Here is a 13,208-nt window from a genome sequence, read left to right on the forward strand (position 1 = left end):
GGAGTATCCCCTGGCTCGGGTCGGTTTTCCTCGATCAACGGGCGTGTTCGTCGGCGGAATGTATTCGCAGCTCGGTGATCCGGCCGGCCTCCGGGCCATCGACCTGCATTCGCTCGGCAATAGCCCAGCGCAGCTTGCGGGGGAGGTCCGGGGCGGTCCGGGTGAGGTACGCGTACAGCCAGTCTTTCCGCGCGACCAGGAACGGGAAGTCGGTGCTCATCATCGGGCGGAGCACCAGCATCGGCACGGGCGCGTCCAGCGGATGGAAGTCGCGATTCCAGAGTCCCGGCACTGCGCAGCCCGGATAGAACTGGCCGAGCATCAGTCCGTCGCGGACCGCCTCGGACTTGCGATCCTGGTGGGCGGCGTCGATCAGTTCGTAGCGGGTCAACGCCGGGAAGACGGTGATGAGCGTCAAACGGTGTGCTTCCGAGGAGTTTTCGCTGATCAAACCGCGGTACGCCTGGAACGCGTCGTCGACGATGTCGAGCATCTGTCGCGCCGTCAGCGCGTCGCCGCCCGCGGCGGATCCGGCCCAGACCAGTTGCCGATCCATGCTCTGCCGCACGAACGGGCACACCGGACCCGGCCGCCCCAGTTCGGGATGCGGGCGGGGGAGATGCTCGGTCATCCACCGCAGCAGCGTCACGGCCGCCGCGCCCTCTCGCTCCCACCGCGCGGTGTCGGCGTATACGTTCCACCAGTGCACTCCCGAGCGTGACCCGGTCTTCATCGGAGGTCCTCCCGCTCCAGGTGCGCGGCGAGAAGCGGGCCGATGACGGCGACGACGTCGGCGTTGACCAGCTGGGCGTGGGTGGTGTCGACCGGATGTTCGACGAGCGCGCCGGTGACGTAGGGCCGCCACATCTCCGCGTCGAGCAGTTCGGTCATCCCGCGGGTGGCCGAGAAATACAGCAGGTCACCGTCGAAAACGCCAGGGCGATAACCGTGCGAGAGGCGCACGCCGTCGGCGTAGCCGCGGTGCAGGCGGGTCAATTGATCGGCGGTCAGCCCGGTGCCGAACGATGGCGCGGCGGTGGCCAACTCGGTGGCCGCCTGCTCGGCGGTGAGATCGGGGAGAGCGTCGCCGTCCTCGGGTTCCTCACCCAGCAAGTGCGTGAGCAGGTCCCGCATCCGGGGCGTCGGCGGAGGCGGCATGGTGTCGGGGAAGATGACGCTGTCGAGCAGCGCCAGCGTGCCGACCCGGGCGCCGCGTGCGCGCAGCCGGACCGCGATGGCGTGCGCGATCTGACCGCCCAGGGACCAGCCGAGCAGGTGATACGGGCCCGCAGGCTGCACGCGCAGGATCTCCTCGACGTAGCCGGCGGCGAGGTCGTCGATGCTCGCGCCGGAGCGTGGTTCACCCGTCAAGGTGAGGGCTTGCAGGCCGTAGACGGGGCGGTCGGCGAGCCGGTGGGCCAATCCCGCGTAGCACCACGCCAGCGGAACGGCCGAGTGCACGCAGAACAGCGGCGGCCGGGATCCGTTGTGGCGCAAGGTGAGAACGACACCGAGGGCATCGTCGGTGGCAGTGCTGCCGTCGTGGCCGGCCAGGCGGGCGGCGAGTTCCCGCACAGTGGGGGCGGTGTAGAGCCAGCGCACCGTGACCGGCAGCCCGGTCGCCGCGGCCAGTTCGGCCGAGAGTGCCACGCCCAGTAGCGAATTGCCGCCCAGCTCGAAGAAGTCGTCGTCGAGTCCGGCGTGCGGTGCGGCGGTCAGCGTGGCGAAGTGACCGGCGACCAGGCGTTCCAAGTCGGACTCGGGGGCTCGATACGGCCGCTGGACGGTGGGTGGTGTCGGGAGAGCGGTGTGGTCGATCTTGCCGTGCGCGGTGACCGGCAGCTGGTCGATGTCGACCAGTTGCGCGGGGACCAGCGCCGCCGGCAGCACCTCGCGCAGCTGACGGACGAGATCGGCGTGATCGAGTCGATGCCCTTGCACGGCGACGACATATCCGATCAACCGGCCGCCGCCCGGACCCGCGCTGACGGTGACGACAGCTTGGGCTATCCCGGGCAGCGCCGTCAGCGCGGCCGCCACCTCGGCGGGCTCGGTGCGCCGGCCGCGGACGCTCAGCTGGTCGTCGGCCCGGCCCAGGAATTCCAGGGCGCCGTCGGCCGAGCAGTGCACGAGATCGCCGGTGCGATAGACGCGTTCGCCGGAACCGGCGGGGTCGGCGACGAATCGCTCGGCCGTGGCGGCCGGTTGATCGCGGTAGCTTTGCGCCACGCCGGGACCGCCCAGGTACAGCTCGCCTTGCCCGCACGGTGGCGCGGGGTGCAGCCGGTTGTCGAGAATCAGCGCCCGCACTCCAGGGAGCTCCGGTCCGATCGGCACCGGTCCGTCCGGGGTCAAAGCCTGGGATTGCGTTGCCATGACCGTGGTTTCGGTGGGTCCGTAGCCGTTGAACAGGCGCAGTGCGGGCGCCCAGCGTTGAACCAGGTCGGCGGGGCAGGATTCGCCGCCCACCACCGCGACCCGCAGTCCCGGCACTTGTGCCGGGGTGAGGGTGGCCAATACCGCGGGGGTGGTGAGGAAATGGGTGATCGCTTCCTCGTTGATCAAGGTGGCGAGCGCGGCGCCGGCCACTACCGAGGGCGGTTCGACGATGAGGCGGGCCCCGGCCGCGAACGCGGCGAGCACTTCGAGCAGATGTGCGTCGAAGGACGGGGCATGAGCGTGCAAGACGCGTGAATCCCGGTCGACTCCATAGTGTTCGACGATGTAGTCGGTCAGTGGACCGAGCCCGCGGTGGGTGACGACGACACCTTTCGGGGTGCCGGTGGTGCCTGAGGTGTAGATCAGATAGGCAGGGTGATCCGGGTGCAGCGGACGAGTCCGGTCGGTGTCCGCTATCGGTGCGCCGGACCGATGTCGGACTCGCGCGTCGCCCGGTTCATCGAATACCAGCCAGGCAGGTTCCGAGGGGAGGCCGTTCCGGACGGCGCGCACGGTCAGCCCCCATCGGGCCCCGGAATCCTTGGCGACAGTTGCCGATCGGCGGGTCGGATCCGCGGGATCGATCGGTACGAAGGCGGCGCCGGTTTTCGCGACTGCCCACACCGCGAGTACCGACTCGGCCGACCGCGGTACCGCTACCAGGACGAATTCTCCTGGGCCGGCGCCGGATTCGAGCAACTCGCGGGCCCAGCGTGAGGACACCTCGTCCAGCTCGCGGTAGGTCCAGGTGCGTGTGCCATCCTGCAAGGCAACCGAATCGACGGCGTGGTCGTTGATCGACCAGGTGCGCAGGAGATCCGGCAATAGTCGGCCGGTATCCGGTGTAGCTGCGGGTGGTACCGCGCGGCCTGGATCCAGGGCGCGCACCGGCTGATGCAGATCGGCGAGGAATCGGTCGAAGTAGGCCAGGAACCGCCGGTGCTGCCCGGCGAGCGCCGTCGCGGAATACAGCTCCGAATTGCCCTGCATGTCGATGGTGACCTGGGGCCCGAGTTGATACCCGTTGACCAGCAGATCTTCCACCGGCCCCAGGGCCAGGAGGTGCACGTGTACCGTCAGGCTCGCCATCCGGAGCGGCTCGATGACGCCCAGCATGTTCACCACCGGGCCGAAACTGCCTCGCGCGGTGTGGTTTTCGCCTCTATCGCGCTGGATGTCCTCGTAGCGATATTGCTGATGCCGGAGTGCGCCGACCACCCGGGCCCGCACCTGTTCGACGACTTCTGCCGCCGTGGCTTCGCGGAGGTCGCGTAGCCGCAGCGGCACCACGTTGGATACCGAGCCCGCCGAGCGGCGCAGTGCCGCCGTCGGCCGCGCGGCCACCGGCAGCGACAGCACGATCTCGTCGGTGCCGGTCATGGCGGCGAGGTAACAGGCGAAGGCCGCGATGGCCAGCTCGGGGAAGGTGTGCCCGTTGGCTTGCCGCAGGGCGGTGAGCCGCTGCGTGGTTTCCGCGGGCAGGGTGGCCGCTGCCCGATGTGGCGGGCGTGGCCGGACCGGCGGGCGGGCCGTCAGCCGCACCGGTTCGGACATGCCCGTCAGCTGCTCGGACCAGTACTCGCGGTCGGTGCGGGCCCGCGCCGAATCGGTGTAGCCGCGTTCGGCCTCCAGGAGTTCGGCGATCGTCAGCGGGGGGCGCGATTCGGTGCGGATCTGTTTATCCACCGAATCTGTTGCAGCAGAATACAATTCGACAGTCCGGTGCAGAACCACCGCGGCGCCCAACCCGTCCAGCACGATGTGGTGGCTGCGCAGATACAGCAGATGAACGTCCGGTCCGACGCGGAAGGCGGAGGCGACCGTCAGTCGATCGGTGCGCAAGTCGAGCGGCGTGCCGTAGTCCCGCGCCATCTGTTCCAGTGCGGCGGCGGTCGGATCGGGGCGGCCGGTGAGGTCTTCGAAGCCCATCGGTGCGAACGCGTCGGGGTCCAGGAACTGCCGGGGATAGCCACCGGCGAGCCGGAAGCGCAGGTGCGGGGACTGCAACTCCCAGGCGGCGCGCGCGGCGCTCTCCCGCAGGAGATCTACGCGCAGCGGACCGTGGACTTCCAGGTACATCGCGACGGTGTTCGGGATCTCCGGATACAGCTCCTGGGCTACCCACCAGCGCAGCTGGGTAGCGGAGAGGTCGAGCCCATGGTCCGGAGTGGCGCGCTGGGTGCCCAGCACGGTATGTGACAGCCCCGGGTCCCCATCGGCCAGCGCCAACGTGCCTCCTTACGCCCCGAGCAGCATTGATCGAACCGTCCAGTTCGAACCTACTGCATCCAGCCGTGCCGAGGACGGAGGAACCGCTGGGAGCTCACCCAGCGGCGACTGCGGGCGGTGTCGACGAGCTGCGTGTCCGTTGCTCGGCCGAGTCGACGAGCTGTGGTCTCCGTTGTTTGGCCGAGTCGACGAGCTGTGGTCGCCTTCGCTTGGCCCGAGTCGACGAGCTGTGGTCGCCTTCGCTTGGCCGAGCTGACGAGCCGTGGTCTCCGTTGCTCGGCCGAGCTGACGAACTGTGGTCTCCATTGCTTGGCTGAGCTGACGAGTTGCGTGTCTCCGTTGCTCGGCCGAGCCGAATCACCTGCGCATGGCACCATGACTGGGCTCGGGGAACGGCGATCTGCGCCCGACGCGGTGTGGGAGGTGGCGGGTGAACGCGGTGGTGACACCAGGGATGGGCCTGGCGGTTCTGTGTTCGGGGTTGGTGGCCGCGGCGGCGTTCGTGTACTGGTCGGCGCGACTCGGTCCGGTGACCGTCGCGCCCTTCGCGGCTGGGCGGGCGGTGCTTCAACTGAGTTGCGTCGCAGTCGTTCTCGCCGCGGCGCTCGCGCACCTGTGGTCCTCGGTGCTGGTATTGCTCGTGATGTTCGGTGCGGCGGTGTTCACCGCCGCACGGCGTGCCCGGGCCGGCCGGTCGGCGACGTGGTTGACGGTGTGCCTGGGTATGGGTCTACTGGCGACGCTGCCCGCGATGTTGCTCAGCGGAGTGGTGCCGCTGACCGGGGTCGCGGTAGTACCGATCGGGGGAATCCTGCTGGGTGGGACCATGACGGCGACCTCCTTGGCCGCGCGACGGGCGCTGGACGCAGTGGACGATCGATTCGGTGAGGTCGAAGCGGCGCTGAGTCTGGGCTTTACCGATCGGGACGCGCGTTTGGAAGTGATCCGCCCGACCGCCGCCGACGCGCTGCTGCCCGGTGTAGACCAGACGCGCACCGTCGGATTGGTCACGCTGCCAGGGGCTTTCGTAGGTGTACTGCTGGCCAGCGGGTCCGCGGTGCAGGCGGCCGCCGTGCAGGTGCTGGTGCTGCTCGGGCTGCTGCTTGCCCAATCATGTTCGGTAGCCGCGACTATCGAGCTCGTCGCCCGTGGGCGGGTGCATCGACCGTGAGTGGACTCATCGCACGCGCTGCTCGTCGGCGAAGAGAGCTACCGGGAGTTCCCGGAGACCGATTTCCCGGAAGGAAGGCCGCCACCGCAGTTCACTACGGCTGATGGTCAGTGCGAGACCAGGAAACCGGCGCAGCAGGCTGCCGAGGGCGATGCGCGCCTCGAGCCGAGCCAGCGGTGCGCCGAGGCAGTAGTGGATGCCGTGTCCGAAAGCCAAGTGGGGGTTGGGTGTTCGAGTCAGATCGAGGGTGTCCGGGGCGGTGAACCGGGCGGGATCCCGCACTGCGGTGCCGCGGGTGAATGCGCTGTGCGAGTCGGCGTCGATCCTGCCACACAGCGAATCCGCATTCCTGGCCCTACTGCACTGTTGCCGCGCTGGTGGAAGTGATTGGGGCGGTGGCGAGTCCGACGAGCATCGCGACGATGTCTGGGGTGGCGTCGGGGAGGTCGGTGTGCGCTTCGATGCGGCGCTCCTGGTCGGCGAGCAGGGCGAACATGGCGGTTGCCATGGCGGCGATGCGGTGGCCGGACAGGGTGGCGGCCAAGCGGGTGGTGATGATGCGGACGGCGCGGTGACCGGGGGCGTCGAGGCGGGCGAAGTCGGCGATGGCGGGTTGGGTGCGGACGACTTCGAGGAAGCGGGAGTAGTGGGTGCCGTGGCCGGTGCGGGCGATCTCGATCATCGGGCGGACCAGCATGTCGACGAGCTCGTGCAGGTCGTGTCCGGTGCCGTCGGCTTCGTGCTGGGCGAGCATGTCCAGGCGGACGGTTTCCAGGACAGTCATGCGGCGTTCGATGGCGGCGTCGATGAGGCCGGTGCGGGAGCCGAAGTAGTAGTGCACCGCGGAGTTGTTGCGCTGGCCCGCTGTGGTGGCGATGTCGCGCAGCGGTACGTCGATGCCGCGCAGGGCGATCAATCGTTCCGCGGCGTCCAGCAGAGCATTGCGCGGGTCGGTGCCGGTCATGAGATGAGCATAAATCATGACATAAGCGAATGTATTGATGAAATTAAGCGCGTGTGCTTAGAATCGGCTCGGGTTTGGATCGACGAAGGGAACGGCCACGGTGCACAGTGCGGTGGTAACCGGAGCGGCGTCGGGGATCGGGCGGGCACTCTGTATGCAGTTGGCGGCCAGTGGATTTCACGTACTCGCTGCGGATCGTGATGCCGATGGTCTCGCTGCCGTGGCCGCGGAGCGGATTCACCCGCGAGTCGTCGATGTCACCGACGACAAGCAGGTCGAGGCGTTGATCTTCGGTGCCCGTGCCGAATTCGGTCGCTTAGACCAGGTTTTCAACAACGCGGGCATGGTGGTGGGCGGTGACACCGAGGCGATGACCCACGCGCAGTGGCAGCACATCATCGACGTCAACCTGTGGGGTGTCGTGCACGGCACCCGGCACGCGTACACGGTCATGCTGGAGCAGGGCTTCGGCCACATCATCAATACGGCCTCGTCCGCGGGCATGCTGCCGGTGCCGCGCTCGACGGCGTACGCGGCCACCAAACACGCGGTGATCGGGCTGAGCACGTCCCTGCGCGCGGAGGCGGCGCCGCACGGCATCAAAGTCAGTGCCGCGGTGCCCGGAATCGTCGCCACCAACATCTTCGGCAGTGCCACCAATCTGCCCGGATACGACTATCAGGCCAGTATCGATCGGATGCCGCTGCGGCCCCTGAGTCCGGAGCAGGCGGCCCGGCACATCCTGGACGGCGTTCGAAAAAACAAGTCGCACATCATCTTTCCGAGGTCGAACGCGGCGATCATCCGCGCGTATCGGCTCTTCCCCGGGATCACCAGCCGGCTGATCGCCCGGCAGACCTAGGAGCACTCACCCGTGAGCATTATCGAAGGACCGATCTTCCAGGTGGCGTGGGTGGTACACGATATCGATGCGGCCGAGAAGCGATTCACCGACGATTTCGGCGTCGAGAAGTGGCTGCGCATACCGGGAGTGCACTTCGGGCCCGAAACCTGTACCTACCGTGGGCAACCTGCCAATTACACCATCGATGTCGCACTCGGCTACGCGGGCGGACAGCAATTGGAACTGATCGCGCCGGTTTCCGGAACGAACGTCTACACCGAGTTCCTGGATCGCGCGGGACCGGGCTTGCACCACGTCGCCTGGATACCGAGCGACTACGACGCCTTCGTCGCCGCCGCGGACATCGTGCAGCAGGGTGAATTCGAAGGCGTGGGAATGGAATTCGCGTACGTGGAAGGCGGGCCGATCGGCTCCTACGTCGAGGCGATGCGCCTCTCGCCGGATATGCGGGCGATGTTCGACTACCTGATCCCGGAAGGACACCGCAACCCATGGCAGTGAAGCAGACCCGCGTGGTGGTGGTCGGCGGCGGAATCGCCGGTGCGTGCGCGGCGATCGGCGCGGCCGAGGCCGGCGCCGATGTCCTGCTGCTGGAGCGATCCGGCGGCACCGGCGGCACCTCCGCCCTGGCCGCGGGCCACTTCTACCTCGGCGGCGGCACGCCGGTTCAGGTCGCGACCGGCTTCGACGACACCGTCGAGGCGATGGTCGACTATCTGATGGCGGTCACGCCCGAGCCCGATGCCGCCAAGGTCCGGGCCTACTGCGCGGACAGCGTGGCCCACTTCCACTGGCTGGAGGCGCATGGTGTCGAGTTCGAGCGCACCTTCTATCCCGGAAAAGCCGTGGTGCAGCCGGGAACCGAAGGGCTGATGTGGACCGGGAACGAAAAGGTCTGGCCCTACCGGGATCAGGCGAAGCCGATGCCGCGCGGCCACAAGATCGCCGCGCTTGCCGAGCGGGGTGGCCACGAGGTCATGCGGGTCATGGCCGCCGCGCTGGAGCGGGCGGGGGTGCGGGTGCGCTGCGAATCCGAGGTGACCGAGCTGTGCACCGATGACGCCGGAACCGTTGTCGGCGTGCGCTGCCGGGACGAGTCGATCGTGCCCGCGAACGCCGTGGTGCTCGCCACCGGCGGGTATGTCATGAACGCCGCAATGCTGAAGACCTACACCCCGGTGCTCGCCGCGAACGCGATGCCGCTGGGCACGCCGACCGATGACGGATCGGGAATCCTGTTGGGGCAGTCCGTCGGTGGCGCGCTCGCGCATATGGACGGCGCTTTCCTGACCGCGTCGTTCTATCCGCCCGCCGATCTCCTCAAAGGCATCGTCGTCAACGCCGAGGGCGCGCGATTCGTGGCCGAGGATTCGTATCACGGGCGGATGGCCGCCGCGGTGCTCGGCGAGTCCAGGGCGTACCTGATCGTGGACGCCGCCATCATGGCGTGGCCGGAACTGCCCATGATCAAGTTCATCGACGGCTGGGAGACGATCGCGGAAATGGAAGCGGCCCTGGGGATTCCGGACGGCGAGCTGGCCGCGACGCTGCGGGACTACAACGCGGCAGCGGCGCGCGGCGAGGATCCGGCGCTGCGCAAGCATCCGGACTGGCTCGTGCCCCTGGAGACCGGACCGTGGGCGGCATTCCATCTCTCCCCGCCCGAGGCGACCTACGTGGGATTCACCCTCGGCGGGCTGCGGACCACGGTCGACGGGCAGGTGTGCCGCGCGGACGGCGGCGTCATCGGCGGGCTGTACGCGGCCGGGGCGTGCGCGTCCACGATCGTGCAGGACGGATCCGGCTATTCCAGCGGAACATGTCTGGGCGAGAGCTCATACTTCGGCCGACGGGCCGGAGTGCACGCGGCGGGAGGAGCGGTATGACCATTCGTGAAATCGATACCGGGACAGCGGCTACGCGTTATGCGCGCGGTTGGCACTGCCTGGGGCTCGCGGAGACCTTCCGCGATGGAAATCCGCACTCGGTCAGCATCTTCGGCAGCAAGCTGGTCGTATTCGCCGACAGCGCAGGCGCTTTACAGGTGCTCGACGGGTACTGCCGGCATATGGGTGCTGATCTGTCCCGGGGGACGATCAAAGGCGATGAGATCGCCTGCCCGTTCCACGACTGGCGGTGGTCCGGCACCGGGAAATGCGCGAAAATCCCCTACGCCAGACGGGTTCCGCCGCTCGCCCGCACCCGCGCCTGGACCACCCTCGAACGCAACAAGCAGCTGTTCATCTGGCATGACGCCGAGGGCAATCCGCCGGATGTGGACATTCCCGAGATCGACGGCATCGAGACCGGGCGGTGGAGCGACTGGACCTGGAACTCGGTGCTGATCGAGGGTTCGCACTGTCGCGAGATCATCGACAACAACGTCGATATGGCGCACTTCTTCTACATCCACTACGCGTATCCGGTGTACTTCAAGAACGTCTTCGAGGGGCACGTCGCCTCGCAGTATCTGCATTCCAAGGGGCGGCCGGATATGGCTGGGGCGTCGAACTATTCGATCGAAGACGCCATGCTGCGGTCGGAGGCGCACTATTACGGGCCGTCCTACATGATCAACTACCTGCACAACGATTTCGGGCCGTACACCGCCGAGGTCGTTCTCATCAACTGCCACTATCCGGTCACTCAGGATTCCTTCGTCCTGCAATGGGGGGTGAGCGTCGAACGCATCGAAGGGCTGCCGGCGGCGAAGTCGGCGAAACTGGCCGCGTCCTTCGCCGAGAGCTTCGGTGTCGGATTCCTGCAAGACGTGGAGATCTGGCGGAACAAGACCGCGATCGAGAACCCACTGCTGTGCCAGGAGGACGGCCCGGTCTACCAGCAGCGCCGCTGGTACGAGCAGTTCTATGTGGACGCGGCCGAGGTCACGACCGACATGACCGCTCGCTTCGAATTCGAGGTCGACACCACCCACGCTAACGAGGCCTGGCGGGCCGAGGTCGCGGCGAATCTCGAAAGTCGTAAGACAGCAAGTGAATAGGAGACAGCGATGGGTCAATTCAGCCGGGCGGAAGTGCAACGCGCACTGGAGAACTACAACAAAGTGGTCGACACCTGCTCCGAGACAGGCGACTGGAGCCCCTTCGCCGACCTGTTCACCGAGGACGTGCACTACGTAGAACACGCATACGGAATTCTCGAAGGCCGAGAAGCCGTGCGCCGGTGGATCATCGACGTCATGGCCCCCTTCCCCCAGATGCGCTTCGAACACGACTGGATCGCCTTCGACGACGACAACGACGCCGTCGTGATCGGCATCAACAACGTCCTGGACCACCCCACCGAACCCGGCGTGAAGTTCGGCTTCCCCAACGTCACCCGAATCGTCTACGCGGGCAACGGACTGTTCTCCTCGGAGGAAGACACCTACAACCCCGCCCGCGACGCGGCCCGCGTCATCGGCGCCTGGATCCGAGCAGGCGGCACCATGCTGTGCGCGCCCAAGGTCACGATGAAGCACATCGTGCTCGGCGGGGCCTGACTGCAGCGACCTGGCCTGCGGATTTCCAACCAGGAGGTAATCTGTTTCGGGGAGGAACAATCCAATTCGGGGGAAATTATGGTTTACGAAGAGCGTTTCGGCTTCGACTCGAAAACAGCGCTGGTGCTGCTGATTTCCGTCGCTTTTGTGGCGGGTGCGATTCTGCTGCCCGACATGTCCCCGGTGTTGCGGATCCTGACGCTGGCGTTGTTCGGCGGGGGTGGTCTGTTGCTGCTGGTGACGTCGCTGTCGCGCAAGGTTGCGTTGCGTGTGGACCAGGCCGGGATAACGCTGGGTGGCGCGCCGCCGCGCCACCGGTCGATGACCCAGCACATTCCTTGGGCGGACGTCGAAGCGGTGGTTCTGTGGCGTCAGCGCAGCGCTTCCAACCTGCCCTGGATCGGAGTGCTGCGCCGTGCCGATGCGCCGCCGCTGGCCGGCGGTCGCCGAGTCATGACCACTGCGGCAGCGGCGCTGGGTGGTGCGCCGGACGAACGGCTCATGCAGTGTGCCAGGGCGATCAACGGCTGGAAACTGGACGTCGCCGGGATGGCGGCGGCGGTGCAGGTGCTGGCTCCGCACGTTCGGGTGGATGATCACCGCTGAGCCGACACCGGCGGGCGAGATTCTCAGGAGGCCCATATGAGCAACCAATTCTGGCTCTTGGACTGGATGGACTCGTGTGGGATCGAGAGGCCGCTGGATCTCGCCAAAGCCGTCGGGGATCGTGCGCGGTTCCGAGAGCTGTGCGAAAAGGCGGAGTCGGACTGCGACAATCGCGGGGAAGATCCACGGACGAACAATCCGGTGGTCGCGGGTCGTGGCGTCGATCTGTCCGGCGAGCTGATCGGTGCCAGCGGCACGGACCTGATCACCGAGGTCGACACCGTATTCGGGATGACCTGGCACTATTTCGACGAGATCATTGTCGAAGGCCTTGCCGCCAGACGATTCACGAGAATGATCGACAACGCGGACTACCGGCTGGCGCGCCGTCGAGTGATTTCGCATGGACGCCTGCTCATGCACCTCAGGCGTATCGGTGCGTTGGATAGCGTCGTCTTCAGACAGAAGCCGGATCCTTGCATTACGCACGGATCGGATGGGAGTGTTCTCGAGGGCGCAGGGCTCAATCGGATCATGGATGATCGAGAGAGCATCGTGCAGGTGCTTGCCGACGGGAAACTGCACCAAGTCCGCGAGGAATGTGCGTTTCACCTGCTCTATCGGTACGAACATCCGCTGGTCGGCATCCGCACCGGTGTGGTCGAAAAACCGCGGGCGGGAGCGACCGAGACGCAGTTGAAAGTGTCGATAGCCGAGAGCATCTTCGGTCTCTTCGCCACCTATGCGTCGGCGGATGCCGCGTCTGCCGCTGAGCTTTCGGCACCGCTCGCGGTAGCCTCTCCGATCTTGGAATCCATTCTGTCTTCGGGAAGTTCGAGCCGAGGCGTGCAGTCCACAGGTGTCGCGGGCAGTGTGGCGATCGAGATCGGGCTGCCGGTCTTGTACGGGGTATCCGCAGCGGACCTGCTGAAGATCAGGCAAGACGAAGCAGACTCCTTCGAGCGCTTCCGGAAAGCCCTGAGAACCGCGATCAACGAGGCGATCGATGATCCCGATCGCTTCGTCGGTTCGAGTGCCGCCGCCGCGGTAATAGTCGACGAGACGATCGTTCCCGCATTGCACGATATCGATCAAAGACTGAGCGTTGCTGGGAAGGCGATGGTGAAAAAGTCGGGCGCCAATGTGACGGTTGGCGTCGCCCTGGCCATCGTCGGACTGATCTCTGGTATTCCGTTGCTACTGCCTGCGGGAATCGCGTTGGGCACGGGTGTACCGGGCGTCCACATGGCCAGGTATCTGGACCAGAAGGGCGAGATCGAGCTCTCGGATATGTACTTCCTCTGGAAGCTGCAGAACACACAGGCAGCCCGTGGTTCCACCAAGTCATCCCCGCGGATGATTTGATCGCGACCTGCTGCTGACGCGCGGGGCTCTGTCCTCCAGGAGGCTGGATTCGGCAGAGGAGGAGTCG

At 66.7% G+C, this 13,208-nt stretch carries 11 protein-coding genes and 1 pseudogene; 8 read left to right on the plus strand and 4 right to left on the minus strand.

Going from position 1 to position 13,208, the window contains the following annotated elements; all coding sequences use genetic code 11:
- Nucleotides 1-34: 34 nt before the first annotated feature.
- Together AB0M14_RS13530 and AB0M14_RS13535 are read right to left on the minus strand one after the other, a co-directional pair.
- Complete coding sequence (locus AB0M14_RS13530; RefSeq protein ID WP_364993511.1) at nt 35-733, minus strand: DUF6875 domain-containing protein; 699 nt, start codon at nt 731-733, stop codon at nt 35-37.
- Entirely contained in the window at nt 730-4,668 is a 3,939-nt protein-coding gene (locus AB0M14_RS13535; RefSeq protein WP_364993514.1) for an amino acid adenylation domain-containing protein, read from the minus strand. The genes AB0M14_RS13530 and AB0M14_RS13535 overlap by 4 nt, the downstream gene beginning before the upstream one ends.
- A gap of 454 nt (nt 4,669-5,122) precedes the next feature.
- Between AB0M14_RS13535 and AB0M14_RS13540 the strand changes: the two genes are divergently transcribed.
- Complete coding sequence (locus AB0M14_RS13540; RefSeq protein WP_364995757.1) at nt 5,123-5,839, plus strand: ABC transporter permease; 717 nt, start codon at nt 5,123-5,125, stop codon at nt 5,837-5,839.
- Nucleotides 5,840-5,845: 6 nt separating this feature from the next.
- Here the strand turns inward: AB0M14_RS13540 and AB0M14_RS13545 are convergent.
- Both AB0M14_RS13545 and AB0M14_RS13550 read right to left on the minus strand, forming a co-directional pair.
- Nucleotides 5,846-6,130: pseudogene (locus AB0M14_RS13545) on the minus strand (cytochrome P450); the annotation flags it as partial.
- 64 nt (nt 6,131-6,194) lie between these two features.
- Nucleotides 6,195-6,803 (minus strand): TetR family transcriptional regulator, encoded by a 609-nt coding sequence (locus AB0M14_RS13550; protein ID WP_364993517.1) that lies wholly within the window; start codon nt 6,801-6,803, stop codon nt 6,195-6,197.
- A gap of 112 nt (nt 6,804-6,915) precedes the next feature.
- On the opposite strand from AB0M14_RS13550, the gene AB0M14_RS13555 reads away from it, so the two are divergent.
- From AB0M14_RS13555 to AB0M14_RS13585, 7 genes are all read left to right on the plus strand, one after another.
- Nucleotides 6,916-7,665: an SDR family oxidoreductase gene (locus AB0M14_RS13555; protein ID WP_364995759.1), complete on the plus strand. Its 750-nt coding sequence runs from the start codon at nt 6,916-6,918 to the stop codon at nt 7,663-7,665.
- A 12-nt stretch (nt 7,666-7,677) separates the two neighbouring features.
- Complete coding sequence (locus AB0M14_RS13560) at nt 7,678-8,169, plus strand: VOC family protein (protein ID WP_364993520.1); 492 nt, start codon at nt 7,678-7,680, stop codon at nt 8,167-8,169.
- Nucleotides 8,160-9,554, plus strand: coding sequence for an FAD-binding protein (locus AB0M14_RS13565; RefSeq protein WP_364993522.1), 1,395 nt, complete (start codon nt 8,160-8,162; stop codon nt 9,552-9,554). Before AB0M14_RS13560 ends, AB0M14_RS13565 begins: the two co-directional genes overlap by 10 nt.
- Nucleotides 9,551-10,669, plus strand: coding sequence for a Rieske 2Fe-2S domain-containing protein (locus AB0M14_RS13570; protein ID WP_364993525.1), 1,119 nt, complete (start codon nt 9,551-9,553; stop codon nt 10,667-10,669). The genes AB0M14_RS13565 and AB0M14_RS13570 overlap by 4 nt, the downstream gene beginning before the upstream one ends.
- 9 nt (nt 10,670-10,678) lie before the next feature.
- The gene (locus AB0M14_RS13575; protein ID WP_364993530.1) at nt 10,679-11,170 is read left to right on the plus strand and encodes a nuclear transport factor 2 family protein; all 492 of its coding nucleotides are present in this window, start codon (nt 10,679-10,681) and stop codon (nt 11,168-11,170) included.
- Between the two features lie 78 nt (nt 11,171-11,248).
- Nucleotides 11,249-11,776, plus strand: coding sequence for a hypothetical protein (locus AB0M14_RS13580; protein ID WP_364993533.1), 528 nt, complete (start codon nt 11,249-11,251; stop codon nt 11,774-11,776).
- 36 nt (nt 11,777-11,812) lie between these two features.
- Nucleotides 11,813-13,141, plus strand: a complete 1,329-nt coding sequence (locus AB0M14_RS13585; RefSeq protein ID WP_364993536.1) for a hypothetical protein — start codon at nt 11,813-11,815, stop codon at nt 13,139-13,141.
- Nucleotides 13,142-13,208: the final 67 nt, after the last annotated feature.

This window comes from Nocardia sp. NPDC051832 (assembly GCF_040681285.1).
Lineage (GTDB): Bacteria > Actinomycetota > Actinomycetes > Mycobacteriales > Mycobacteriaceae > Nocardia.

Coding starts and splice junctions, on each gene's coding strand:
- AB0M14_RS13530 (WP_364993511.1), bottom strand. CDS start 733: ATGAAGACCGGGTCACGCTCGGGAGTGCACTGGTGGAACGTATACGCC.
- AB0M14_RS13540 (WP_364995757.1), top strand. CDS start 5,123: ATGGGCCTGGCGGTTCTGTGTTCGGGGTTGGTGGCCGCGGCGGCGTTC.
- AB0M14_RS13550 (WP_364993517.1), bottom strand. CDS start 6,803: ATGACCGGCACCGACCCGCGCAATGCTCTGCTGGACGCCGCGGAACGA.
- AB0M14_RS13565 (WP_364993522.1), top strand. CDS start 8,160: ATGGCAGTGAAGCAGACCCGCGTGGTGGTGGTCGGCGGCGGAATCGCC.
- AB0M14_RS13570 (WP_364993525.1), top strand. CDS start 9,551: ATGACCATTCGTGAAATCGATACCGGGACAGCGGCTACGCGTTATGCG.
- AB0M14_RS13575 (WP_364993530.1), top strand. CDS start 10,679: ATGGGTCAATTCAGCCGGGCGGAAGTGCAACGCGCACTGGAGAACTAC.
- AB0M14_RS13580 (WP_364993533.1), top strand. CDS start 11,249: ATGGTTTACGAAGAGCGTTTCGGCTTCGACTCGAAAACAGCGCTGGTG.
- AB0M14_RS13585 (WP_364993536.1), top strand. CDS start 11,813: ATGAGCAACCAATTCTGGCTCTTGGACTGGATGGACTCGTGTGGGATC.